Below are 25,470 nucleotides of genomic sequence, written 5' to 3'. Positions count from 1 at the left end.
CAAAACTTTCAACTACCTATTGGGAAAGTATATTCCCATTTGGTACCAGGTAAATGCGAAGATATCCGCAATTTCTTCTATTATTTTTGTCGTTGGCTTTCCCGCACCGTGGCCAGCGTTGGTTTCGATTCGGATGAGAACCGGGTTTTCTCCGGCATGAGCTTGCTGGAGAGCTGCCGCAAATTTGAATGAATGTGCAGGCACAACCCGATCATCGTGGTCGGCAGTTGTGATTAGCGTAGACGGATAGGATGTTCCGGGTTGAAGATTGTGAAGTGGGGAATAGCCTTTAAGGTAATTGAACATTTCTTCACTGTCATCAGCAGTGCCATAATCGTATCCCCAACCAGCGCCCGCAGTGAATTGATGATACCTGAGCATATCCAGCACGCCAACCGCAGGCAATGCCACTTTTGCCAAATTGGGCCGTTGTGTCATCACCGCACCGACAAGAAGGCCTCCGTTACTTCCACCCCTAAGTGCAAGATAATTAGAAGAAGTATACCCTTCCGCTATTAGGTATTCAGCTGCAGCAATAAAATCGTCAAAGACATTTTGTTTGTTTTCCTTGGTTCCCGCCAAGTGCCATGCCTCACCATACTCTCCCCCACCCCGGATATTCGGCACGGCATAGACTCCACCATTTTCCAGCCAAACTGTATTGGCAACACTAAATGATGGGGTAAGACTTACATTAAACCCGCCATAACCGTAAAGAATGGTCGGGTTATTACCGTTCAGTTGCAATCCCTTCCTGTACGTGATAATCATTGGAATTTTTGTCCCATCCTTTGACGGATAGAAAACCTGTGTACTTTCATAGGCTTCAGGGTTAAAATCCAGTTCGGGACGGAAATATAACTCACTCTCTCCGGTACTCATATTATACTTGTAGGAGCTTGCAGGTGATATGTAAGAAGTGAAGGTGTAATATAATTCAGTTTCTTCCATTTTGGCGCTGAAACCACTGGCCGTGCCCACTCCGGGTAATTCTATAATTCGTTCGATCTCGCCGGAGTATGCCATCTGTTGGATCTCAGTTATTGCGTCTTTCAGATAGGAAGCGAAAAATTTTCCTCCCCCTTTGGATACCTCTAATACAAATTCACTCTCCGGAATCACCTCCTCCCAATGGGTGGAATCAAGATTGGTAACTGCTGTTTTAACCAAACGATTGTTGGGAGCATTTTGATTGGTGGTGATGAACAGTTCTCCTTGTTTATGTTCCACTAACCAATTGTTGCTTTCCATCGATGTGACAATGGGCCTGATGGGTTCACTGGGCCGCTTTAGCGACTGAATGTAAAGTGCGTTGCCGGAGGTGCTGTTCGCTGCAGAAATAATCAAATACTCCCCGTCTTCGGTCACATCTGCACCAACGTACCTTCTAGGATCTTCGTCAGAACCGAAAACAAGAACATCTTCCTCTTGAGGTGTGCCGAGAGCATGATAATAAAGTTTATGGTTATTGGTCAATGCAGAAAGCTTGGATCCTCCCGGTTTATCGTAGGTGCTGTAGTAAAACCCCTCCTCACCGTTCCAGGCTATCCCTGTAAATTTTGCATCAAGTATCTTATCAGTCAAGAGCTCTTTCGTTTCGGTATCCATCACGTATATATCCCTCCAATCAGACCCAGCCACTGATAAAGCATAGGCAAAAAACTTTCCATTCTTCGTAAAAGCGAATCCTCCCAAACTGGTCGATCCATCCTCAGAGAGTTTATTCGGGTCCAGAAAAAGTTCGGCTTCCCCCTCATCGTCAATTTTGCGGTATATCACCGCTTGATTTTGTAATCCGTCATTTTTGGAGAAATAAAGGTAATCTCCATATCTGGTGGGTGCAGAAATCCGCTCAAAGTTCCACACATCCTCCAGCCGTTTTCGTACTTGTTCCCTGAATGGGATCTTTTCCAGATAACCGAACGTAACTTCATTTTGGGACCCTACCCAAGCTTTCGTCTCCTCGGCATAATCATCTTCCATCCATCGATATGGATCGCCCACTTCTTGGCCCCAATAGGTGTCCACTTGGTCACTGTGTTTGCTCTCAGGATAATTCACGGGTATGATTTGGAAGTTTTTTTCAGTTGAACAGGACATAAGGCTTAGTGCTACCAATATGAAAATTAAGCATAATCGAAAGAAAGACGTAGGTGTATAACAGCTCATTTTGCTCGGATTCTACTGGGATTTTCAAGAAAAATTTAAGATTTGATAGGCCAAATATAGGATAATTCTCTCATGGAATTCGACCTAAGACCGATTTTATGAGATGTGGGCGAGATGCTTAACTTTATTGGATCTGAAAACAAACCACAAATCAAATTCAGGTGTATTTGATCGACAGTCTTCATTAATCCTTTTTGGAATCCAACAAGATTGAGGGTAACTTGTTACCATAATATGGAAATTATGATACGTATTGGGTTAACCCATCTTTTGATTTTGTTTTCACTTATAGGGATAGGCTGTCAAGCTCAACAGGGGAGCACCGCGGAAGATTCTCCATACACCTATAAAACTCCGGACCGGGACGGTACTGGCAAGGTATATTTAGGAAGGGAAATTTCGCATATCATGGGTTTTCACGGGAAGGATTGGCTGGAACGGGAAACCCGCGAACAGGAAGAAAGCATTTCCTTGGCTTTGGAGAACCTACCCATTACACCGGAAAGCGTTGTTGCTGACATTGGTGCTGGTTCAGGATATTATACGTTTCGGATAGCCCCTCTCGTACCTCAGGGAAAAGTGCTGGCCGTAGAAATACAGGATGAGGCCATAGATTATATCAATGAACAGGCTCAAGCGTTGGGTTTTGATAATGTGAAGACTATCAAAGGGGATGATGCCTCCCCCAACCTTCCCGAGAATTCTACCGACCTTGTAATTATGGTCGACGTATACCATGAGCTATTTCATCCCCAAGAAATGCTTGAGGAAATTAAAGCCGCATTAAAACCGAACGGCAAACTCCTGCTAATTGAATACCGTGGCGAAGATCCACAAGTTGCCATAAAACCCCTTCACAAGATGACAGTGGAGCAGATAGAAAAAGAGTTGAGCGCCAACGGCTTTGAATTAACCCAAAACGGTCAATTTATGCGAATCCAGCATTTCTTGGTTTTCGAAAAGGCAAAGTGACTTACAGGCATTTAGTTTCTAATCATTTTCCGGTTCGCCTCTCCAAAGCTGCAATCCGATGGACGTTCTTGGTTTGAAGCCTTTCCAGCTTTCTTCCGTTGATTCTTTCGTGAGGTCAAGAAAAGAACCATAGTCGAGCCCTTTCAACTTTATCCCCAAGAATGCCGTCAGGAAATGTTGGTTGATATTGTTGATTCTTCGCTGATCCCAAACGGGCTCCGCATAGTGATAGTATTCATTCAAATCCAAATCCGGGGCATAGGAAGCAGATGGAGGTGGGTTTGGAGCCACATTATGGCGGGCATTTTGATAGACCAGCATATATTTTTCGGCATTGCTTATCCCCTCATATATTGCCTTTACCCCATCCTCATAGCCGGATACGTCATCCTGATCGCCGGCAACTATAAAAGTGGGTATTCTGATTCCTTTTAGACCTTCAGCATCCCATGCGCCACGTTGCATCCCCCAAGGGGCCAAAGCAACAATAGCCTTTATCCGTTCGTCCATAGAGGTTTGATACGCTGCGTTACCGCTGACTCTAGACTCAATAACTTTACTGCCTCCGGTGAGTTGACCAAACATTTGCATTGTTTGTGAACTGTAACCAGCCCCGGCAGCATTAAGTACCCCGTATCCCCCCATCGAATACCCAATCAATGCGGTGATATCGGCGTTTACTAAACCCGACAAAAAGCTGTCCGTACCCTGCATTCCCAATGCAGCCATTTGATTTAAAACAAAGAGATCATCAAGTGCGCGATAATATAGGGTGCTTGAAAATTTACCCGGATTACGGTGGGTGGATTCCGGATGGTCAATGGCTACGACAACATACCCTTTGGAAGCTAAATTTTCAGTGAGGTACGTCATTAAAAACCTTGATCCCAAATAACCATGGGAAACGATCAACAAGGGGTATGGTCCATCGGCCAAATCAGGTTCCGCATCCCGTGATGCCCTTCCAGAAAATGAAAATGGAACCACAGGTCTATTCGGATTCCCCGGCACGCCTAGCACATCGTCATAAATTGTCAAACTATCAACTTCTGTTGACTTGGCCGGGTACCAAACTTCCACTACCATTGTGCGGTCATAAATCAGTGGGGTTCCCCCCTGGATATTGTTAATATCCAGCTGGTCTTTATTTACAAACTCCAACGTCCTCACTCCCACTGTTAAATCACCCCTTAATGCCAATTCTGGTGCATCCGGCAATGCATCGCCATATACAAAAGTTGACTCTTGACCCTTTACTTCAAAATTACCAAGCAGGGATCCAATCAGAATCAAGTAGAGGGACAAATAGATATTTCTCATAAAAAAAGAAGAATATTTAAGATGGTAGCTTGTTATGAAAAGCAAATAAAAGGATTTTATAACTGTTTCCGAAATATCTTTAACATTGAAAACCGAAATTTAAGCGCATTAGGGAGAATAGTTGTAAATTTAACTTTGTACTACAATTTTCTTTCATACTAATCTTGGCATGAAGGATGGGCATGACTCCTGTTTAAGTACGTTAAACAAAGGTTAATTTTAATCAATAGTCAATATGATTAAACGGTATTCAAAAATAAAAGAGTTAAATCAAATTTAACACTATTGACCTTTATTTAAAATTTCTATTACTTTAAATTACAATACCTTACAAATATGAAAAGTTTACGAAATCTTCTTTTATCCATCGGAATGCTTCTGGTTACCAGTTATGTTTTTGCCCAATCGGCCGAAAAGCCTACGATGGAATCTACTCCTGAAAAAGCGGGGTATAACCTGCTGTGGGCAGATGAATTTAATATGGATGGAAAACCAAGCGAAAAGTATTGGTCACATGAACGGGGATTTCAGCGAAATCAGGAACTGCAATGGTATCAACCGCAGAATGCTCAAATCAAGGACGGAAGGTTAGTAATTAGTGGGAAACGGGAAAAGGTAAAAAACACCAATTACGAAGCCAACAGTTCCGATTGGAGAAGGGGCAGGGAATTTGCAGATTATACCGCATCCAGTATACATACCCGGGGAAAAGTGACATTCCAATACGGTTGGGTGGACGTAAGGGCAAAAATTGACACCGCTAAAGGAATGTGGCCGGCCATTTGGACGCTTGGAACTAGCAGGGGATGGCCGGCAAACGGCGAAATAGATATCATGGAATACTACCTTGTAGCCGGTGTACCTACTATTTTGGCCAATGCAGCATGGGCACATGAGAATCTACGTGCAGCTTGGGATGAGGTCAAAATTCCTTTTGCAGACTTTTTGGAAAATGATCCTGAGTGGCCCAACAAGTATCATATCTGGTCCATGGATTGGACGGAGAATTACATCAAACTGTATATAGATGGGGAATTGGTAAACGAAGTGGACCTATCAAAGACCTTAAATCCCGATGGGTTCAACCCTTTCCACCAACCCCATTATCTGTTACTAAATCTGGCCATTGGCGGCAATGGAGGAGATCCATCACAAACTCCATTTCCGAGAATCTACGAAGTAGATTACGTAAGAATATACCAGCGGGATTAAAACCTTTGCCGTAATCCCTGCCTAGCTCCCTCTTATAAAAAATCCTCCAAATATTTATTTTGAAATTAATTGCTGGAGTATATTGCGTGTTCGATATATCCGATCGCTTTGTATATGCTGGGTTAAATAGTTCGATTGAAACCGAAATGATTAACTGTAACTGAGAGAGTGATTTCCAAATTGAAAAAAAAATGTTTTAAAAATATACCCGTGAAGCAAACCCTTAACCCAAAGTGCCCCTTCGGACTGATAATAACTCAATGGTCCAGTTTGATACGTTTTTTACAGCTAATTTGTATTTTTTCCATTTTTCTTCCCTACACCACACACGCTCAAGTCCGGGATGATTTACCCTTTGAGCTGAAAAATGGGGACCGGGTAGTATTTCTGGGGAATGCACTGATGGAAAATGAGCAGGTGTATAATTACCTGGAATTTCGATTAACTAGACATTGGCCAGAACGAAACATTACATTCAGAAATCTGGGCTGGTCTGGCGACAATGTATTCGGTGAGGCCAGAAGTTATTACACAAGCCCTCCCAGTGCCTATGATCTATTAATTTCCCAATTGACGGATTCAAAAGCCACACATGTATTGGTTGCCTATGGAAGTGTAGAAGCGCAGGAAGGTGAAGGTGGACTTGAAAAGTTCGCCCAGGGACTTGAAAAATTACTTGCGAAGATCCAGGAACTTGGAGCCGAGGCAATTCTCCTGTCTCCTATTCCTCAATTTGCTGGAGGAACCCCGTCCCTTTTAGAGGAAAGGAACAGTAATCTAAAACTTTATGCAAAGACGATTGCTAAGATTGCCCAAGAGAAACAGAAACGCTATATAGATCTCATTAGTCCGTTCGAAAAATTGGCTGAAAGCGAATTGATTTCGGAGAATGGCTTGCACCTAACAGAATATGGGTATTATAAGCTAGCGGAGTTCGTAGAAAATTCTTTGGGACTGGATACTGAACCGTGGATGATATCGGTTGACGCAAAATCCGGTGAAATCGAGAGTAGCCTAATCACCAACATGGTGATTAGTGATCCCAAAAATAAAAGACTCGAATTTACTGTAGATGAGAAAATTCTTCCCGTTGCAATACCAAATTCTTTAAACAGGGAAAGTGAGCGTCCCATTGCCATAAAGGGGTTGAAAAAGGGCTTTTATTCCTTGGAAATTAACGGAAAACTGGTAGCCAGTGCATCAGCCAAGGCCTGGGCTGAGGGAGTTTCCCTTAAACAGGGAGGTACATTGGACCAAGCTGACCACCTAAAACGCCTGCTAAACAAGAAAGATGAAGTGTTTTTTTACCAGTACAGACCTTTAAACAGAACCTATATTATTGGGTTTAGAGAATATGAGCAGGGCAGACATGCCAGTGATTTGCGGGATTACGACGTTGTATTAACATGGCTTCAGGGTCAAATCACTGCGACTAAATCACCGATAAGGACTCACTATAAATTATATCCCACGCCCTAGTTCAGCTATGGAAATTAATCACAGCTTCCCCCAATTAAAAGACAAGCCCAAAAAAAATTAATGGTAATGAATTCAACACATAACAAATTCCGTTCGTTACGAACGCTGATTTTAATCGGTTTATGGCTGGTGTATTTACCCTCTTGGTCACAAAACAGCCTTAGGGATATCCCCTCACCAGATGTACAGCGGCAATTGGAATCCTTTCAGGTGGCTGAGGGGTTGGAGGTAACCCTATATGCGGCTGATCCATTTGTTATTAAGCCTATTCAAATGAACTGGGATGCCGAGGGAAGACTATGGGTGGTGAGCAGTACCGTCTATCCCCACCTAAAGCCAGGCGAAACCGCCAACGATAAAATTTTTGTTTTGGAGGACACCAATGGCGATGGAAAAGTGGACAAATCTACCGTTTTTGCAGAGGGATTGATAACCCCGACTGGCATCCTACCTGGTGACGGAGGGGTATATGTGGCGAACTCAACCGAGATTCTACATTTTAAAGATACAAACGGAGATGGAAAAGGTGACCAGCGCAGGAGAATCCTTACCGGGTTTGGTACCGGTGATACGCACCACCTCATCCATACCTTCCGATGGGGCCCGGATGGCTTGATGTATTTTGCACAGTCTATTTATATATACAGTCATGTGGAAACCCCATGGGGCATACGTAGGCTTGAAGGAGGCGGCGTTTGGCAATTGCGGCCCAGCACATTACAGCTTGAAGTATATGCCAAGGGATTGATCAATCCATGGGGCTTGCAGTTTGACCGATGGGGTCAGTCCTTCCTGACGGACGGCGCAGGAGGCGAAGGGATCAACTTTGCTTTTCCCGGAGCGACTTTCGTCACAGCCCCGGGGGCCGAGCGGATCGTTCGGGGCTTGAATCCAGGTCAGCCAAAACATAGCGGATTGGATCGGGTTTCTGGTAGGCATTTGCCTGCGTCATGGGAAGGAAGCCTGATCACCAACGATTTCCGGGCAAATAGAGTAAATCGGTTTGTACTTGAGGATCAGGGAAGTGGATTTGTCTCCAAGCAGGCGGAAGACCTTCTTTGGACTGACCACATTGCTTTTCGTCCGGTGGATATTAGTGTCGGTCCAGATGGTGCGATCTATGTGGCTGATTGGTACAACCCCATCATCCAACACGGTGAAGTTGATTTTCATGATCCCAGAAGGGATCAGCAGCATGGAAGAATCTGGCGCATAGCGGCAAAAAACAGCCCCACCGTCGCCATTCCCAAGTTAACCCAGTTATCTGTGCTGGAACTCTTGAATACCCTTAAGTTACCCGAAGATTGGACAAGAATTCAGGCCAAGCAAGTGTTGAAAAACAAGGGTGCTTCCCAAGTTATTCCAGTTCTGAACACTTGGATCCAATCCTTGGAAAAAAACGATCCCAACTACGAGCACCAGCTACTTGAAGGCCTTTGGGTCACTCAGGCATTGGGTGAAACGAATGAGGAATTGCTTCGCCAGTTGCTATCTGCCAAGAACCCCAACGCAAGGGCTGCGGCGGTACGGGTATTGGGTTATTGGCTCAAAGAAATTCAAGAACCGATGGATTTATTGACCACAGCCGCTCAGGACCCAAATCCAAGGGTCCGTTTGGAAGCAGTCATTGCTTTGGGGTCTATACCGGAAGCAGTCGCATCACGTGCTGCGCTGAACGTCTTGGATCAGACCATGGATGAATTTTTGGACTATGCCCTTTGGCAGACGGTTAAGGGGCAGGAATCCTTATGGATGAAAGAAGTAGCAGCCAACCCCTCCTATCTCGGTGATGCCAGAAAAACATCTTTTGCGCTCAAGTCTGTAAATAACCCTTCGGCAATAGAACTGCTGGTTGATTTATACCAAAAAGGCGAAGTCCCCGAAGCCTATCATACGGACGTGTTGAGTGCTATTGCCAAGTACGGGTCTGTTTCATCCCTAAATACCCTTTTGGATTTGGCTGTTGAGGGTCGGGGTAACGCCACAGAAAAAACTGCCCAGCTATTGGCACTACGGATGAGTGCATCCCAGCGGGGCCTTAAACCCGATAAAAATCCCGGTAGAATTGGCTCTTTCATAGACCATGAGGACGAAAGGCTAGCCATTGCTGCTTTGCAACTTGCTGGGATATGGAATCGTACCGAATTAACACCCCGTCTGATTGCTTTGATTCAAGAAGGGGACCGTCCCATCAAGCGGGCAGCACTCGGAACTCTGGCCCGCATGGACGATACCAAAAGCCATCGTTTGCTACTGGAAATGACGGCTAAAACCCAATCTCCGGAAATTCAGTTGCTGGCCACTTCTGAACTTGTCCGCCTAGATGCTGGGAAAGCTTCGGAGTTGGCAGTTTCCCTTCTTAGACAACCCCTTGAAGCAGAGGATGCCGAAGAGTTGTTTGCTGCTTTTTTAGCCAGCGACGAATCGGTCACCATTTTGGCCGCCACCCTCACAGAAAATCAGATACCGGAAGAAAAGGCAAAAATCGGAAGGCAATCCATGAGGCAAATTTCATGGTTCAGGCAAAATAACCATGCTTCTCAGGCTTTGAAAAAGGCTTTGGAAGCTTCTGGAGGCATTTTACCTCCTGAGCGGATGCCACAGCAGTTGTCCGAGAATCAAATTTATGCACTGGTTCAAGAGGTAAAAAACAGTGGAGATCCGGTGCTGGGTGAATCAATTTATCGAAGATCTTCCCTAATGTGCCAAACCTGTCATGCACTGGGAGGAGCCGGAGGCTTGATCGGACCTGACATGAGTAGTTTGGGAACCAGTTCACCTATAGACAACATCATCAAATCAGTGGTTGATCCTACCGAATCGATCAAGGAGGGCTACGAACTTCAGAAAATCACCAAATCCGACGGCAGTGTGATTATGGGATATATGGTAGGAGACGGTGCGAATGATTTGGTTCTGCGCAATGTAGCAGGTATGGAGGAGTCCATACCAAAAAGCCAGATTACTTCCCATGAGAATGTACCGGGCTCCCTGATGCCTCCAGGATTGACGGCAAGTCTGGACCGGAAGGAATTTGTAGATCTGATCAGCTACCTCTCCAAATTGGGTGAATCAGGCAATTTCCGGGTATCTAATCAGCGGTTAGTCAGAAGGTGGAGAGCAGTATCCGGCAATGCCGAACTTATCCAGAGAATCAACGAGGAAGGGTTGGCCGCAGTGGTTAAAACCGATACCCGACTTCGCCTCCAACCAGTCTACAGCCAAGTGGCGGGAGATTTACCCTTAAGCGAAATCGCTGCCATCGAACTCGATAACGGAAAATCAGTCAGCGTGGTACAGTTCGAAATTGAGGTGTTGACTCCTGGAGAGGTTCAGTTTACATTTAACAGCAGTCAGGGCATACAGGCTTGGGCTGGGGATAAAACCCTTTCACTTGTTGAACAGGCCGCAAATGCCAGTTTGACCCAAGGCAAGCATCAGATAACTGTCGCTGTGGACAGAGAAATCCATCCGGAAAGTGGCTTAAAAATTGAACTTATTGACTTACCCGAATCCCCTGCCCAAACCCGTCTTATCATGGGTCGTTGAAGGTTTAATGAGTTCGTTTATAAATAATGCATAAATGATTCATTTTAAGTACTTTATATATAGTAAGTTAAAAAATTTATTAAGCCAAATTCAGTTTTAAAAATTGCTTTTGCCTCTTTGGAACAACTAAATATGAGGGTTGCTTTAGTTTCAATATATGTAATTTAATCTCTTAGTTCATTTAGTAATAAACTAACCAAAATGACAGTAAAAAATCTTCTGGTATTACCTGTTTTAATTTGTTTTCTTGCTGCTTTTAGTTCCTGTACTTCTAACGGTTCAAAACAGGACGACGAATGGCAAGTACTTTTTAACGGCCAAAATCTGGATGGGTGGATACCTAAGATCCACCACCATGAGGTGGGTGAAAACTACGGCGATACCTTTCGGGTAAAGAACGGTGTCATACAAGTCAATTATGACGAATACAATACCTTTGATGAGCGATATGGGCATTTATTTTACGAACAGCCCTTCTCTTATTACCACCTGAGGTTTGAATACCGGTTTACGGATCAATGGATGAAAGATGCCCCAAGCTATACTTACCGGAACAGTGGAGTAATGTTTCATTCCCAAGCACCTGAAACTATTTTGAAAGAACAGGACTGGCCCATATCAGTGGAATATCAAATGCTTGCCGAGGAGGAACCCGGAAAGGCTCGGCCTACGGGAAACATGTGTTCCCCAGGTACGGAGGTTTTTTACAAAGGGGAAATGGATCCAAGGCATTGCATCAATTCCTCTTCCCCTACCTTTCCATGGAACGAATGGGTCGAGGCAGACTTAATCGTCTACGGGGATTCGCTGGTGATCCACAAGGTGAATGGAGTAAATGTATTGGAATACACCAAACCCCAAATCGGGGGAGGTGTTGCCAACGGATATGATCCCGCCATTAAAGTAGATGGTAAGGCCCTGACCGAAGGATATATCGGACTGCAGGCAGAGGGTCAGGGTGTGGAGTTTCGGGAGATTCGGATTAAGGAGCTTAGGAGGTAAGTTTGTTGATGGGTTGGTTTTTGAATTATGGGGTTATGGGTTATGGTCAATGCATAACTCATAACCAAGTTTTAGTTGGCAACCAATCTTCCCAATACCTTAAGCTTATTTTCCCGCGTCTCATTCCATTCCAGTCCATAGCTTAGTCTCATGCAACGGTGGAACTGAACCTGTAGGGTAAACATTCGTCCGAGTGCGATGCTAATTCCTTGGACCATGGCTCTTTCATACAGTTCCGCCGTATTAATTTTATTTCCCAATGAGGTATGAATTATGGGTTCAAGATGTTTAACTCATAACTCATAACCAGACCATTCATAACTCATAACCAAGTTTTAGTTGGCAACCAGTTTTCCCAATACCCTCAACTTATCATCCAGTGCCTCGTTCCATTCCAGCCCATAACTCAACCGCATGCAATGATGAAACTGGTCCTGTAAGGTAAACATTCTTCCGGGAGCAATGCTAATGCCCTGGGCCATGGCTTTTTCATACAGTTCCGCAGTATTGGTTTTATTACCCAATTCCACCCAAAGCACAAATCCTCCCTGTGGCCGGCTTACCTTGGTCCCCTCGGGAAAGTATTCTCCCACGCTTCGGATAAATTGCAGGCTGTTTCCATATAGTTTCTTGCGTAAAAGGCTCAAGTGCTTTTCATACCAGCCCTTTTCCAAAAAATGGGCAATGGCCTCCTGGGTCAATGCCGTACTTGATATGGAATGAAAAGCCTTTTGGCGTAAAATAGTCTTGATATACTTTCCGGGGGCTACCCACCCTACCCTGTAGCCAGGGGCTAGGGTTTTGGAAAACGAACCACACCACAGGACAATTCCTTCCTTATCGAATGCTTTGCAGGGTTTGGGCCGCCTTTCACCAAAATACACGTCCCCGTACAAATCATCCTCTATAAGCGGTACCTGGTATGATGTCAGGAGTTCCACCATCTGCATCTTATTTTCATCGGGCATACAGCTTCCGAGAGGGTTGTTGAAATTACTGACTACCAAACACAGCTTTATAGAAGCCACCACTTCCCGAAGCGCAGTAAGATCCATGCCTGTTACTGGATGGGTAGGCATTTCGAGAACCTTGAGCCCCAGATGTTTGGCAAGTTGCAATATTCCGTAGTATACTGGACTCTCTACCGCAATGGCATCCCCCGGTTTGGTCAGAGCCATTAGGCCAAACGAGATGGCGTTCATGGTGCCCGCAGTGGTGACAATATCATCAACACCTAAATCCCCCCCCCAAGTAAACGACCATTTTGCAATGTACTTTCGCAGCTTTAAATTTCCTTGAATATCTCCATAGGCAGTTCCTGAACCCTGAAGTGAGCGCATAGCTTCCACCATGCTTTTGTTTAATTTAGCTACAGGCAGAAAAGACTCCTCGGGCACGCTAAGGGAGAGTTGGGTAATCGCTTTGTTGTTCAGATTTTCAAAAACCTTACCTATCAAGCCATCAGCCTCTTTGGGTTGGGACTTTTGGCCCGGATTACTTACCGTGGGCACAGGCAATATTCTCGTCGCTTCCCTACTGACAAAAAAGCCCGATTGTGGCTTGGAATGAATTAAAGAGCGGCTCTCCAAAACCAAATATGCCTGAATGACGGTGTTTTTGCTAACTCCATATTCCTTACTTACCCTACGTATAGAAGGTAACTTCTCCCCAACCTTAAGGGTTCCGTTTACAATCAACCGATCCAGTGTGTCCGCCAGCCCAAGGTAAAGCGTGTGATCTTTCATAACCAATTTTAACTGTACCCTACAAAAATATAAAAAATGTATCTGTAACCATAAATGTGGTGCAATTTAATTTGCACCTACATTATTATACCATTTATAATATGGACAAATTAAAATATCCCATTGGCAAGTTTGAGGCTCCAGAAAGTATTTCTGATGAACGACTCCAAGAAGCCATAGCCGATATTGGTGCTTTTCCAGAAAAAATACAAGCTGCAGCCAAACTTCTTGGATCTGAAAGATTAGCCCGTCCTTACCGCCCGGGAGGTTGGAACGGCCGTCAGGTGATACATCATGTAGCTGACAGTCATCTTAATGCAATGATTCGATTTAAGCTGGCTTTGACAGAGGAAAATCCGACTATAAAACCGTATAGAGAAGATCTTTGGGCAGCATTGGCAGATTACGCAGCACCAATAGAGCAAAGCTTGCAGCTTATTACATCCGTTCACTATAGATGGCATCTCTTAATGACTTCCCTATCGGATGATCAATGGGCAAGAACCTTTTACCATCCCGAAAACAAATTAAGTACAACACTTAGGCGTAACACACTCCTCTATCAATGGCACGGCAACCATCACCTCGGGCATTTGCACCTGATTAGTACCTCCCCTACATCTTCTGTTAAAATTTGAAAACATTTTCAACATGCAAACTATTCTATCTCCCAAGCCTTCTTTTGACTTTGATAATTTTACATTTGGCGTACAAGCAACCGACCGAATGCTAGTTGCCCATTATGGCCAATCAGCCTGGCAGGATTATAAGATCGTTCCCTTTGGTGAGATCACACTGTCACCGCTAGCCATGTGTTTTCATTATGGGCAGACTGTATTTGAAGGTATGAAAGCCTATAGGATGGTAGACGGGGGAATCAACTTGTTCCGAATGGGCAAGCACCATGAACGGCTTAACCGGTCTCTTCGCCGAATGGCCATGCCTGAAGTTCCGGCTTCATTATTTATTGAGGGTTTGACCGAACTGATCCGTCAGGAGGAAAAGTGGATCATCGATAATCCCGACTATTCCCTGTATATAAGACCGTTTGTAATAGCTACAGAGCCCAGATTGGGGGTAGATGCCGCGGAGGAATATTTATTTATGATCGTCCTCTCCCCTCTGAAATCCTATTACTCCAAAAATTTAAGAGTAAAAGTAGAAACCGAATATATTCGAGCAGCGCATGGTGGAGCAGGTTCTGCCAAAAACGGTGGAAACTACGGTGCTTCCATGCTGCCACAACGACTGGCAAAAAAGGCCGGATTTGATCAGATCTTATGGCTGGATGCTGCGGAACGGAAGTATGTCGAAGAATCCGGAACCATGAACATTATGTTCATACTTGACGGTAAAACGCTTATCACCCCGCCTACTGGTGACACTATTCTAGATGGAATCACCCGGGATTCCCTTCTTCGACTTGCACCCTTACAGGGATTGGAAGTTGAAGAGATCCGGGTATCGGTCAGTGAGCTTATTGACTGGATCGACGCTGGAGTCCGGGTTGAAGCTTTTGGAGTCGGTACCGCAGCTGTAATTTCCCCCTTCGAAGAAATCTCCTACCTGGGGAAATCATATCCTACCTATACCGGAAAGGATGCCTGCATGTACGGTTTAAAACAGGAGCTGAGTGATATCCGAAGAGGGATCAGCGAAGACAAGTTTGAATGGAATTTTAGAGTATAAAAAATTAACCATTTGAAACATATAAGGGCATTTAAGTTTTTTTATTTCCCATGATGTATCTATAACTAAAATGTGTTTTACCACATAGTTGCATAGTTCACATAGGTTTTTTTCAAGACGAATTAGTTCTGTTTATTCAAGTCGGATAAATTAATCTAATTTAAAGACTCCAAAAATGTCTAAAAATTAAAGGGCTGCTTCAGTCATAGAAAGGCCTTTTTTCTATGTGTAATATGTGGTATTTCAAACCTAACTTATTTACCACTTAACATAGTTCACATAGGGGAATTTCAAGGCGATTTAATTTCTTTTATTCAAATTGACATAAATAACCTTATTAGAAATAGCAAAAATATCTGACAACTAAAGGCTTTATTCAACCTTAAAAATGCCCCTAACAAGCTGTAACCGCTTTCAACCACCTTTCAATTTTCTACCTCTCACGCCAAAATTTAACAGGCAAACTAGCCTCAAATTCCCTGAAATATGGTAAATTACCTTTGTCAATCAAAAAATTTTAAACCATGAGAAAAATACCCTCTTTTTTGTATCTGCTTTTGATGGGATTAATTCTATGGTCCTGCCAACCCGGAGTCAACAACATTGATCTTTCTGAGGAGGACTTTGTTTTTGAAAACGCCAATGTCATTGATGTGACAGACGGCAACCTTATCAAGGCCCACGTGGTAGTAGAGGATTACAAAATTAGTAAAATTATTAAATCAGATGAGCCCTATACATGGGGAAATGCCACTGTTATTCCGGCATCCGGTAAGTTTATACTTCCCGGATTGGCTGAAATGCATGCCCATATTCCTTCCATGGAATGGGATGACCCCATTATAGAAGAGACACTTTTTCTGTATCTCTCAAACGGTGTCACGACCATAAGGGGAATGCTTGGAAATCCGGTGCATTTGGAACTTCGTGAAAAAGCCAACAACAGGGAAATCATCAGTCCTAGGATTTTCACTTCCAGCCCTTCTCTAAACGGGAATACGGTGAGAACTCCAGAGGAAGCCAGAAGCCAGGTGCAGGCCTTCGCGGCGGCTGGATATGATTTTCTCAAGCTTCACCCCGGAATTCGCCTCCACGTCTTTGATGAAATTGTAAAAACTGCCAATGAATCCGGAATTCCCTTTGCCGGACATGTGTCCAACCTGGTAAGGGTGCGTCACGCACTTGAAAATAAATACCAGACCATTGACCACGTGGATGGATTTATGGAAGGACTGGTCCCTGAAGAAGCTGGTGTCAACCCGATTGAAAATGGTTTTTTTGGATATAATTTCACTGATTTGGCGGACACTTCCAGAATTGGGGAATTGGTTCAACTGAGTAAAGACAACGGAGTTTGGATTGTTCCTACCCAAGCCTTGTTTGATCGATGGTTTTCACCAACTCCTGCTGAAAGTCTTGTAGGTGAAGATGAAATGAAATACATGTCTGGCGAAACCCGAAAAAACTGGGTGGACAGCAAAAACAATCTGACAAATACATCAAATTATGATTCTACCCAATGGGAAAGGTATAATCAGATCAGACATCAACTGATCAAATCTTTACACGAACACGGCCAAGGCCTTTTATTGGGATCTGATGCCCCACAGGTATTTAATGTGCCTGGCTTCTCCATACACCATGAACTTAAAGGAATGCTTGATGCCGGCTTAACCCCATTGGAAGCACTGCAAATCGGCACGATAAATCCCGCCACTTTCTATGAAGGAAATTTTGGCCAGATAAAGGAAGGAATGGAAGCGGATCTGATAATGACGGATAAAAACCCCCTAGAAGACCTAACCCATCTAAAAAACCCTGCTGGGGTAATGGCACGTGGTCAGTGGATGGATAGGGAGTTGATCCAACAAAAGCTGGGTGAAATTGCCGCTAAATACAAATAATGAGGAAACCTGAAATACAAAAAAGCTGCCTTTTCCAAGACAGCTTTTTTTTTGAAATGATTCTTTAGGCCCTTTGACCCAGCTTGAACTCCTTGAGTTCTTCCTGCTCGATAAAAGGTTGATTTCTAAGCCGCTTTCCGGTAGCCCAATAGATGGCGTTGGAAATTGCCCCGCCAGTAGGTGGCAAAGCAGGCTCTCCAAGCCCTGTTGGATCAATTCCATTGTCCACAAAATGCGTTTCAATTTCGGGTACCTCCCTCATACGGATAAGTCTGTAGCTATCGAAATTTTTCTGCTCAGCCATACCCTGTTTGAAAGTCATATTAGTGAACATGGCATGACCCATACCATCTACCATACCACCTCTCACTTGCTGGTCTGCTCCAGTCGGATTGACTACGATACCGCAATCAGTGACTGCGTAGATTTTCTCCAATACCGGATTTCCCTGATGCATGCGGACCTGTGCCACTTGGGCGACATAAGATCTATGGGAAAAATAAACGGAGAACCCTTGGGCGACCCCATCTTTTTTGCCCCAACCGGATTTTTCGGCGGCCATTTCCACAACAATACGCATACGGTCCACATCATAATGGATGCTACCCACCGGATTCGATTTGGCCCGGTCTAAAAGTTCCAGTCTAAATTGAACCGGATCCTTTCCCGCTGCCTCTGCCACCTCATCGATAAATGACTGTTCAGCAAAAGCGAGAAAATTAGTAATCGGCGCTCTCCACGCATTGGTGGTAATGTCCGATTTGTAGTCTATTGATTCGATTAAAAGGTTTTCTACCGACCCCGAAGGGAAGTTATTTTCCCGGGTAGTATTTCCGGCATTCATACCTACACCCTTCAATTTGTATCCTATAAGGGTATTGTTGGCATCTAAAGCTGCCTCGAACCGATACTTTACAGCGGGACGGTAAGCCCCTCCAGTGTTATCATCTTCCCTCGACCAGATTAGCTTAACGGGAGCGTTGACCAATTTGGACACATGTACTGCCTCTTCAACAAAGTCTGCCCGCAATCTTCTTCCAAATCCTCCTCCCAATCGGGTCATTTCAACGGTTACCAGTTCAGGTGCCACTCCTGCAATCTCAGCTGCGGCGGCTTTTGCCCTGTCGGGTGTCTGCGTTGGACCCACGAGTTCCACGCCATCTGCCCGTACATGGGCAAAGAAATTCATGGGCTCCATTGGTGAATGGGAAAGAAAAGGGCACTGGTATTCACTTTTGATCACCTTGGCTGCATTTCGAAAAGCAGTTTGAACATTGCCATCTTCCCGCATTACCTTGGCATCACTACCATTCAGCAACTCATCAAATTTCTTATTATGAAATTCCGTACTTTCTAGTTCCCCATTTATCGGTTCGTATTCAATCTTCAACTTACGCTTGGCCTTCATCACCTGCCAGGTAGAGTTTCCTACTACGGCAACATTGTCGTTGAAAGTAACCACATCTGTTATTCCCGCAACGGCTTTTGCCTCTTGATCATCTACTGACTTTAGCTTCATTCCAAACGGGGGACGCTGAACCATGGCGTGGCGCATACCTTCCCGATAGATATCCAATCCAAATAGGGGCTTTCCTGTAAACATGGCTTTGTTGTCCACGTTTTTTACAGGTGTTCCGATGATTTTAAAATCCTTGGTGTTTTTTAAGGCTACATCTTCAGGAACAGGGATACTTGCTGCTTCATTCGCAAGCTCTCCATAGGCAAGTTTTTTTCCACTTTCCTTGTGAATGACTTCTCCATTAGACGTGCTTAGGGAGTTAATCCCCACATCCAGCCTCTTTGCGGCTGCTTCCATCAGCATTCTGCGTGCCGTGGCTCCGGCTTTGCGTAGCCTTTCCCAAGAATGGGGCATGGCACCGGATCCTCCAGTTACCTGGCGGTCATATTTTTCACCGTCCAAAAAGGCCTGCATTACTCGGACCTTAGACCAGTCCGCATCAAGTTCCTCAGCGACAATCATGGGGAACGAGGTTTTAATATTTTGTCCCAATTCCGGGTTTGGTGAGAAAATCACGACATGGCCATCTGGAGCAATGGATAAAAAATTGTTGTAGGGTATGGCTTGGGAGAGTAACTCCTCATCGGTAATCACTTTCATTTGAGATGATTCGCACCCGGTAAAGTGAAAACCCAACAATAACCCTCCACTGGCAGTTGCCGCTATTTTTAAGAAGTCTCTTCTATTCGTTTTAAGTTGTGTAGTCATGGTTATTTTGTTTTGGAAGCAAGCATTACCGCTTCTTTAATTCTATGATAAGTTCCGCATCGGCAAATATTGCCGTTCATTGCTTCGACAACATCTTCTTCACTGGGATTGGGGGATTTCTTAAGCAATGCTGCGGCAGTCATGATCTGACCAGCCTGACAGTAGCCACATTGGGCGACGTCGATCTCTTCCCAAGCTTTCTGTACGGGATGATCTCCATCAGCAGAAAGCCCTTCGATGGTTGTTATTTTGTCTTCACCGATCGCAGATACTGGAAATACGCAAGATTTTACCGCCTCGTCATTGACATGTACCATACACGTCCCGCATTGGGCAATACCACACGAGTATTTGGTTCCTACCAATCCCAAGTGATCCCTCAACACCCATAATAATGGGGTATCATCATCCACATCGACTTGGTGACTTTTTCCGTTAATTTTCAAGTTGTATTTAGCCATTTTTCCAAATTCTATTGTTAAACTGTTAAGTTAGAGATTTCTCAAATTGATTTCAAATAAATAAAGTCTTTTTTACGCTATTTAATTTTGATCTTTATAAATACTAAAAAATTTACCTCTATAAAAGCAACTGATTGAAATTCTTTTTGTTGCTGCTTTAAAAAAATAATTATCAATTTTTGAATTTATGCAAATAATAATTATCTTTTGCTAATTTTAAATATCCCCATACTTTATAAGGATGAATCTTGAATAGAGCAGTTCATTCTAAACCTAACCTGAACATAAGTCTCATGAAGCGGTATTTAGTAATTTTTGGAATTATACTACTAGTGGTTCTCGCAATCTTGTTTTTCAGCCAACCTCAACTGTTGGATAAAATATGGCTTTGGTTGATAGGATTCATCGGATATATTCTTCTTCTAATCCGTAAAGGTGCCGAAGGCTTAAAAGAATTGTTTTCCAAAAGCCCCACAGTTGGCTCTCCCCCTCCCATTGAACGTACTAATCCGACTTCTCCCGTCCCAACAACCCCTGCTTATAATTTGGAAGAGAAAATTAAAGAAATTGAAGAGAAGATAAGAAACCAGAGGCCTACCGGAACACGTCTGGCTCACCATTACATCACGGTATTAAGATATATAGATGATGGACAAACTACTCTCGGATTGATGTTTTTGCAAGGAAAATTTTTCGCATATACTCTGGAGGACACCCATCAGGATGAAAAAATTAGAGGTAATACCCGAATACCACAGGGAGTATATCCGCTCGAACTGAACAGGAATGTGACAGGGCTAACCCAAACCTATCGAAATCGCTTCTCCTGGTTTGATTTTCACGTGGAGATCAAGGAAATCCCAAATTTCGACCTTGTATATATACATATCGGAAACACGCATGTAGACACCATGGGATGTATCCTGATCGCTGATGGGGTAAATGCAGCAGATCCACAAAAAATGATAACTCATTCCAGAATGGCATTTGAGCGCTTTTATAAGACAATACATCCCCTACTTAACAGTAACCGGAAGTTGGCTATTCAGCTGCTGGATGAGGATTGGGTTGAAAGATCCCATCTCATGCCTTTAGAAGAAGTAGCCGAGATAAATACCTGACCAAAATTTAACCATAGCACTATCAAATTTTTATATTATGACCACAAGTAACAAACCGAACACCGAAACTACACAAGTTGCAGCTAATTACGCAACCCTGGAACCCGAGAAAAAAACGCCCCTTTTTCAGAATAAAAGATATCTCTTTTTGCAGCTCGGGGCAGTAATTTTGATTACACTGGTTGTTTTAATTGGAATAAAAAACGGTATAGAGGCTACAAATACAAGTTTTGAAATAGCCATCATCCTTTTAACGTCAATTGCCTTTCTTTATGGGATTACTGCCAGGCAAATGAATCCGAAGGCAAAAAATGAAAATAAATACAACAATCCCTACCACACCTTCTTTTTTAGAGGTACTGTAATCCTCACCAGTTTGCTTACCCTATTTGGGATATTCGGTTCATTTTTCGTGTATGTGGAGCATGGTAATTTGTTCCAAGCCGTAGGTTTGGCCACCGCAATTATCTGGATTTCCGTGTTTTTGGTTTATTTCATGTGGTCTGTATATTTCTACAATATCAATTACGGTCTTACAGATGAAGACTGGAACCGCATCTACGAGGCCAAAGACCGTCAAATAGAAGGGCTATCCACCCAAGAAGGGGAATTGGATGTTCCAAAACACAATCCCTTCAGAAGCCAGACATTTGGATTGCCACCCGGTACAGTCAGGGGCATGATTGCATTTACTCTGCTAATGGGGGGAATGTCTCTTTTAATCACCAGTTATGGGTCAGGTTATTCGGGTGTGGATATTGCGTTATTACGGCAGCAATTTGAATTTTTTGAAACCGCATTCCTTATGATGATTGCTTTCTACTTCGGGGACCGGTCGTTGAAGTACCTCAGCAAAAGATGGACCGATCCAAATGCCCAGCAAGCAACGGCATCGGGCCGACCCGCAACAACAACGTCGGGCGAAGTGACATCAAGTCCGCAAATTGTCGGAGACAGCATAGATGAGGATGATCGGGAATTTATGGAAGAAGACCGAGATTTCTTAACAGAAAATAAATCTATTACAGCTACCCCCCTCATCACCAACGTCAGGCAGACACTGTCCACCTCATTGGAAAAGCCAATCATTGAATCACCTGGGGAAGAATTTGTACAGCTTAAAGACAACACATTCCAAAAGGTACTAAGCGACATGGATATCCGTATTGCCTTAGAGGAATTGAAAGACAGAGATAACATTGATCTGTCTCTTCCGGTGGTAAAGGCGATTGTCACCGTTGAATCGGCAGGAAAGGGACATTTACCTGACGGTCGTGCCAAAATTTTGTTTGAGGGGCATAAGCTTTGGCAATGGCTGGAAAAAGAAAAAATGGACCCCAAGCTATCTGTAAAGGGAAATGAGGATATTCTATATCAAAAATGGACAAAAGCCCACTATAAAGGAGGTGCTAGGGAATATGAACGGCTAGAGAAAGCCCGGAAACTAAACCCAAAAGCAGCTGTGTACTCCGCATCCTGGGGACTGTTTCAGATTTTAGGTGAAAATTTAACAGGCTTTATCAAGGGAAGAAATTATAAAGATCACGAAGAATTTGAGGCAAAGCAGCATGAGTCAGAGTATTTTCATTTCCTTGATTTTTTGGAATTCATCAAAACAAAAAAAATCCGCGGCAAAGCATTGATCGATTTTGTTTCAGAGCAAAATAATGGGAATTATGACTGGGAGAGTTTTGCTTATGGCTATAACGGAAGCGGGTACAAACAAAATAAATACGACACCAAAATGAAAGCCGCCTACGAAAAATTCAAAGCGGACGGCCTATGAAATTTCTTGGTAAAATATGGGTTTATATCCTCTCGGTGTTAGTAATACTTGTAGCTGGATGCGTTAACGATGAAAGGGCCCTGGTTGTCGGAAAAATCCAACAAGCAAATGATTTGGTAACTTCCGAGGTAGTAATCGACAAGGTAGTCTTCGGAAAAAAAACCCGAAAAGTTTTCTTCGTACCCATCAATGAAGCTTCTTTTTTGGCTTATTCCCAAGCGAGAGTCAAAACTGGCATTGATCTGAACAGCGTTTCCGCAGAAGATATAAAAATCGAAGGGACCACAATTACCCTACAATTACCACCTATAGAAGTTATTAATTTTTCATATCCTCCTGAAAGTTTTATGGAGGATACACTCGTTTCCCAACCTAATCGATTTTTAAATAATATTCGGCTGGAAGACCAGGAAGAGTTTTTCCGCCAAGCTGAAATGGATATTAGAGAAAGTCTGCCCTTTATGGGATTAGTCAAGAGTGGACAGGAGCATACACGAAAGCTTATGCATACTTTACTTAAATCCCTTGGCTTCAAGGAGATCTACATCACGTTCAAAAGTGACGACCTGCTTATACCTCAAGTTATCATACAGGATGAACCAGACTCTATTCAGAAACCATGATTCGTCAGATAATACATAGTGCCCGGTTAATTTTTGATATTGCCTTGGTAGCTGCTGCCATTTTTTTGCTTTATTGGTGGAACCCCCTAGGCATTTTCGGAGGAAAAGCGAGGCTTCAGCCCACTGCAAATATGGTAACTGAAATCGTTGAAATGGGGGAATTGATTACCGCAGAGTATTATGGAGAAGTGATCTCTTCCATCCAGGAAGCAAGAACTGAGGAATTGGAAAATCCTGAAATTACCTTTCAGGCAATCGACGCCTATGAGGAATTGAAAGAAATGCTGTTACGTCTAGCTAATTTTGATTCCTTTACGAGGGAGGAAAAGTTAAAGACGCTTGAAAAAGATTCTCCACTCAAGCGTAGAGAGAGAAATCGACTTATTTTAGACCCAGTATCCAGAAATAACATACTGGATAAACTCAACTACAGGGAGGATTGGGAGGCTTTTGAACTGCTTCCCTTACATGATCAGGTTTTATCTTTTTTGTATGAAAAAATAAATAACGGAACGGCAATTATCCGAAACAACCTATCTAACAATCAGACAAAACAGTTATTATTCGAATTATATCCAGACCAGATAGATAGACATTGGGATTCTTTAGACTTCAAGAACGCCTACAGGCAGCGAAAATTAGAAGATGCTCCGAGGCAGGAGGCAAGAAAAAAATTAGCCATGATCGGAAGAGGTACCGTAAAGGCTGGCTTTGACCTAAGTGAGCTCAGGCCCAGCATGTTCTATATCAATGAGCAAGCTGCCGAACTGCATTTTTTTGGTCTTGCCCCAAAGATCCTCAACACGGATATCAATCCGTGGTTTATTCCGGAAAAGGGAATCCCCGGCTTTGACATCCTGACCTATTCCGGAAAAGTAAATTTTAAGGATGCCAAGAAAGTTAAAGAAATTGCCATACAGAAATTGGAGGTAAGTGCACAGCGTGCAGATATACTAAAACATGCCGAAATATTTGGGGGAGAGACTTTAATGCATCTATTTTCCCTTGTTACTGGAAAAGAAATAAAAAAGGTGATTTTCCACCATGATCAAATCATCCAACTTACCCAGCAGATCGTAAAAGACCAATTCATCAATTACGAAGAGGCTAAGCTGTTTGAAGAACAGGTAGTTGAGGAAAGGAGGATTATTGACTCGCTCAACAGAAGTAGAGAAAACCGATTTAATAACCAGCAACTTGCCAGGAAAAAATGGGAAACATTAATTCAGATGACTAAACAGGTTCGGCAGCTCCCGTTTGAATCTGATGACCTTAAGTTTAACTATTACTCCACTTGGGTCTTTCAAATGGGTTTGGACTCCTTGATCAGCAGGGCTGAACTGGACACGCTTACTCGTACGAGGAATTGGTTGAAATTGGAGGCCCTTCCAAAAGATTCGTTGTTAACTCTCTGGGCTGACAGTGATTCCCTTAGTCTTATGGATCAGTTTAGCCAGAGTGTCGCTTTACTCTTGCAGCCTTCCATTCATGTTGGTAATATCAGGCCGCTCCCAGAAGCCAGTGATTCAATTGGCCAAAACGAGGAAATAATCCAGCCTGCCCAACACATAATGGAAACAGACACCACGGCTAAGTTGCTCCACGAATTACTTTTTCCGTTCAACTACAATGCCGAACGCTGGAATTTTTTGACGGCCAAACGTCCCATTATCCTGTCTTCACAACGAATGGATTCAACCCGGATTTTAAATAATGAATCTACGGCTCTTTGGGTTTTTGAAAAAATTAACAGCGAAGATGATCCATGGAAAAAAGTGGATATAACACTCGAGGATATTTTTAACAAAAATTTGTTGGATTTGAGCAAAGGACAAAACGTTATTTTACTGGAAAGGGACAGCCTTATACTCATCAGAGAAAGTCAAAACTTACAGGAAGATTTAGCTATTACGGGTTTTCCAGACTGGCTCAGCCAAGATCAACGGGAAGAGATGACAAGTTATTTGTCTCATCTGCTTTCCCAGCAATATTCAAGAACCCATCGGAGTCCAATAACCCGGGCCAATGAATGGTTCAATTCCAAACTCCAGACCCGTAATGCTGTCAAATTTAATTTTGGAGACTAAACTTGGATTAGGGATAATTTGAATTGGATAATTTAATTTTCCGTTAGAAGCTGGATGCTTAGTTTCCTGTAATCAAGTATTCCTAAAGAAGTAAAACCTTCTAGGTTTCGACAGTTTAATTCGA

General features: G+C 43.4%; 18 protein-coding genes. 12 read left to right on the top strand and 6 right to left on the bottom strand.

What is annotated here, in order from left to right:
* Positions 1-12: 12 nt before the first annotated feature.
* Entirely contained in the window at positions 13-2,100 is a 2,088-nt protein-coding gene (locus FQ608_RS07540) for a prolyl oligopeptidase family serine peptidase (RefSeq protein ID WP_234364113.1), read from the bottom strand.
* Positions 2,101-2,403: 303 nt separating this feature from the next.
* On the opposite strand from FQ608_RS07540, the gene FQ608_RS07535 reads away from it, so the two are divergent.
* On the top strand, positions 2,404-3,141 hold the full coding sequence (locus tag FQ608_RS07535) for a class I SAM-dependent methyltransferase (protein ID WP_234364112.1): 738 nt from the start codon (positions 2,404-2,406) through the stop codon (positions 3,139-3,141).
* Between the two features lie 18 nt (positions 3,142-3,159).
* On the opposite strand, the gene FQ608_RS07530 is transcribed toward FQ608_RS07535, so the two are convergent.
* Positions 3,160-4,461 carry an alpha/beta hydrolase family protein gene (locus FQ608_RS07530; RefSeq protein WP_158857212.1) on the bottom strand — a complete coding sequence of 434 codons (1,302 nt, stop codon included), beginning with the start codon at positions 4,459-4,461 and terminating at the stop codon, positions 3,160-3,162.
* 336 nt (positions 4,462-4,797) lie between these two features.
* Between FQ608_RS07530 and FQ608_RS07525 the strand changes: the two genes are divergently transcribed.
* The 4 genes from FQ608_RS07525 to FQ608_RS07510 all read left to right on the top strand — a co-directional run bounded on the left by FQ608_RS07525 (position 4,798) and on the right by FQ608_RS07510 (position 11,703).
* Positions 4,798-5,673: a glycoside hydrolase family 16 protein gene (locus FQ608_RS07525; RefSeq protein WP_158857211.1), complete on the top strand. Its 876-nt coding sequence runs from the start codon at positions 4,798-4,800 to the stop codon at positions 5,671-5,673.
* A gap of 270 nt (positions 5,674-5,943) precedes the next feature.
* Positions 5,944-7,152, top strand: coding sequence for a GDSL-type esterase/lipase family protein (locus tag FQ608_RS07520; RefSeq protein ID WP_234364111.1), 1,209 nt, complete (start codon positions 5,944-5,946; stop codon positions 7,150-7,152).
* Between the two features lie 66 nt (positions 7,153-7,218).
* Entirely contained in the window at positions 7,219-10,701 is a 3,483-nt protein-coding gene (locus FQ608_RS07515; protein ID WP_158857209.1) for a PVC-type heme-binding CxxCH protein, read from the top strand.
* A gap of 201 nt (positions 10,702-10,902) precedes the next feature.
* Entirely contained in the window at positions 10,903-11,703 is an 801-nt protein-coding gene (locus FQ608_RS07510; RefSeq protein ID WP_158857208.1) for a 3-keto-disaccharide hydrolase, read from the top strand.
* A gap of 71 nt (positions 11,704-11,774) precedes the next feature.
* On the opposite strand, the gene FQ608_RS07505 is transcribed toward FQ608_RS07510, so the two are convergent.
* Together FQ608_RS07505 and FQ608_RS07500 are read right to left on the bottom strand one after the other, a co-directional pair.
* Positions 11,775-11,963, bottom strand: coding sequence for a hypothetical protein (locus FQ608_RS07505; RefSeq protein WP_158857207.1), 189 nt, complete (start codon positions 11,961-11,963; stop codon positions 11,775-11,777).
* A gap of 75 nt (positions 11,964-12,038) precedes the next feature.
* Positions 12,039-13,448 carry an aminotransferase-like domain-containing protein gene (locus FQ608_RS07500; RefSeq protein WP_158857206.1) on the bottom strand — a complete coding sequence of 470 codons (1,410 nt, stop codon included), beginning with the start codon at positions 13,446-13,448 and terminating at the stop codon, positions 12,039-12,041.
* A gap of 101 nt (positions 13,449-13,549) precedes the next feature.
* Here FQ608_RS07500 and FQ608_RS07495 point away from each other — a divergent pair, with 101 nt between their 5' ends.
* From FQ608_RS07495 to FQ608_RS07485, 3 genes are all read left to right on the top strand, one after another.
* The gene (locus tag FQ608_RS07495) at positions 13,550-14,086 is read left to right on the top strand and encodes a YfiT family bacillithiol transferase (protein WP_158857205.1); all 537 of its coding nucleotides are present in this window, start codon (positions 13,550-13,552) and stop codon (positions 14,084-14,086) included.
* Positions 14,087-14,099: 13 nt separating this feature from the next.
* Positions 14,100-15,137: a branched-chain amino acid aminotransferase gene (locus FQ608_RS07490; protein ID WP_158857204.1), complete on the top strand. Its 1,038-nt coding sequence runs from the start codon at positions 14,100-14,102 to the stop codon at positions 15,135-15,137.
* A 524-nt stretch (positions 15,138-15,661) separates the two neighbouring features.
* Complete coding sequence (locus FQ608_RS07485; RefSeq protein ID WP_158857203.1) at positions 15,662-17,041, top strand: amidohydrolase family protein; 1,380 nt, start codon at positions 15,662-15,664, stop codon at positions 17,039-17,041.
* A 64-nt stretch (positions 17,042-17,105) separates the two neighbouring features.
* Here FQ608_RS07485 and FQ608_RS07480 read toward each other — a convergent pair whose 3' ends face one another.
* Positions 17,106-19,268 (bottom strand): xanthine dehydrogenase family protein molybdopterin-binding subunit, encoded by a 2,163-nt coding sequence (locus tag FQ608_RS07480; RefSeq protein ID WP_158857202.1) that lies wholly within the window; start codon positions 19,266-19,268, stop codon positions 17,106-17,108.
* Positions 19,269-19,270: 2 nt separating this feature from the next.
* Positions 19,271-19,729: a (2Fe-2S)-binding protein gene (locus FQ608_RS07475; protein WP_158857201.1), complete on the bottom strand. Its 459-nt coding sequence runs from the start codon at positions 19,727-19,729 to the stop codon at positions 19,271-19,273.
* Between the two features lie 293 nt (positions 19,730-20,022).
* On the opposite strand from FQ608_RS07475, the gene FQ608_RS07470 reads away from it, so the two are divergent.
* The 4 genes from FQ608_RS07470 to FQ608_RS07455 are packed head-to-tail and all read left to right on the top strand — an operon-like array spanning position 20,023 to position 25,346.
* Entirely contained in the window at positions 20,023-20,850 is an 828-nt protein-coding gene (locus FQ608_RS07470; RefSeq protein ID WP_158857200.1) for a DUF5675 family protein, read from the top strand.
* 37 nt (positions 20,851-20,887) lie between these two features.
* Positions 20,888-22,636: an N-acetylmuramidase family protein gene (locus FQ608_RS07465; protein WP_158857199.1), complete on the top strand. Its 1,749-nt coding sequence runs from the start codon at positions 20,888-20,890 to the stop codon at positions 22,634-22,636.
* Positions 22,633-23,259, top strand: coding sequence for a DUF4230 domain-containing protein (locus FQ608_RS07460; protein ID WP_158857198.1), 627 nt, complete (start codon positions 22,633-22,635; stop codon positions 23,257-23,259). The genes FQ608_RS07465 and FQ608_RS07460 overlap by 4 nt, the downstream gene beginning before the upstream one ends.
* Positions 23,256-25,346, top strand: a complete 2,091-nt coding sequence (locus FQ608_RS07455) for a DUF4230 domain-containing protein (RefSeq protein ID WP_158857197.1) — start codon at positions 23,256-23,258, stop codon at positions 25,344-25,346. Before FQ608_RS07460 ends, FQ608_RS07455 begins: the two co-directional genes overlap by 4 nt.
* The last annotated feature ends 124 nt before the right edge of the window (positions 25,347-25,470 follow it).

The sequence above is a fragment of the Lunatibacter salilacus genome (assembly GCF_009797935.1).
Taxonomy (GTDB): Bacteria; Bacteroidota; Bacteroidia; order Cytophagales; family Cyclobacteriaceae; genus Lunatibacter; species Lunatibacter salilacus.
Note: the sequence above shows the minus strand (reverse complement) of the source record. Positions and strands in the feature narration are given on the sequence as shown.

What these genes read in the sequence shown, in the direction of transcription:
- FQ608_RS07540 (WP_234364113.1), bottom strand. Translation starts at nt 2,100, where the DNA reads ATGTCCTGTTCAACTGAAAAAAACTTCCAAATCATACCCGTGAATTAT.
- FQ608_RS07535 (WP_234364112.1), top strand. Translation starts at nt 2,404, where the DNA reads ATGGAAATTATGATACGTATTGGGTTAACCCATCTTTTGATTTTGTTT.
- FQ608_RS07530 (WP_158857212.1), bottom strand. Translation starts at nt 4,461, where the DNA reads ATGAGAAATATCTATTTGTCCCTCTACTTGATTCTGATTGGATCCCTG.
- FQ608_RS07525 (WP_158857211.1), top strand. Translation starts at nt 4,798, where the DNA reads ATGAAAAGTTTACGAAATCTTCTTTTATCCATCGGAATGCTTCTGGTT.
- FQ608_RS07515 (WP_158857209.1), top strand. Translation starts at nt 7,219, where the DNA reads ATGAATTCAACACATAACAAATTCCGTTCGTTACGAACGCTGATTTTA.
- FQ608_RS07510 (WP_158857208.1), top strand. Translation starts at nt 10,903, where the DNA reads ATGACAGTAAAAAATCTTCTGGTATTACCTGTTTTAATTTGTTTTCTT.
- FQ608_RS07500 (WP_158857206.1), bottom strand. Translation starts at nt 13,448, where the DNA reads ATGAAAGATCACACGCTTTACCTTGGGCTGGCGGACACACTGGATCGG.
- FQ608_RS07495 (WP_158857205.1), top strand. Translation starts at nt 13,550, where the DNA reads ATGGACAAATTAAAATATCCCATTGGCAAGTTTGAGGCTCCAGAAAGT.
- FQ608_RS07490 (WP_158857204.1), top strand. Translation starts at nt 14,100, where the DNA reads ATGCAAACTATTCTATCTCCCAAGCCTTCTTTTGACTTTGATAATTTT.
- FQ608_RS07485 (WP_158857203.1), top strand. Translation starts at nt 15,662, where the DNA reads ATGAGAAAAATACCCTCTTTTTTGTATCTGCTTTTGATGGGATTAATT.
- FQ608_RS07480 (WP_158857202.1), bottom strand. Translation starts at nt 19,268, where the DNA reads ATGACTACACAACTTAAAACGAATAGAAGAGACTTCTTAAAAATAGCG.
- FQ608_RS07475 (WP_158857201.1), bottom strand. Translation starts at nt 19,729, where the DNA reads ATGGCTAAATACAACTTGAAAATTAACGGAAAAAGTCACCAAGTCGAT.
- FQ608_RS07470 (WP_158857200.1), top strand. Translation starts at nt 20,023, where the DNA reads ATGAAGCGGTATTTAGTAATTTTTGGAATTATACTACTAGTGGTTCTC.
- FQ608_RS07465 (WP_158857199.1), top strand. Translation starts at nt 20,888, where the DNA reads ATGACCACAAGTAACAAACCGAACACCGAAACTACACAAGTTGCAGCT.
- FQ608_RS07460 (WP_158857198.1), top strand. Translation starts at nt 22,633, where the DNA reads ATGAAATTTCTTGGTAAAATATGGGTTTATATCCTCTCGGTGTTAGTA.
- FQ608_RS07455 (WP_158857197.1), top strand. Translation starts at nt 23,256, where the DNA reads ATGATTCGTCAGATAATACATAGTGCCCGGTTAATTTTTGATATTGCC.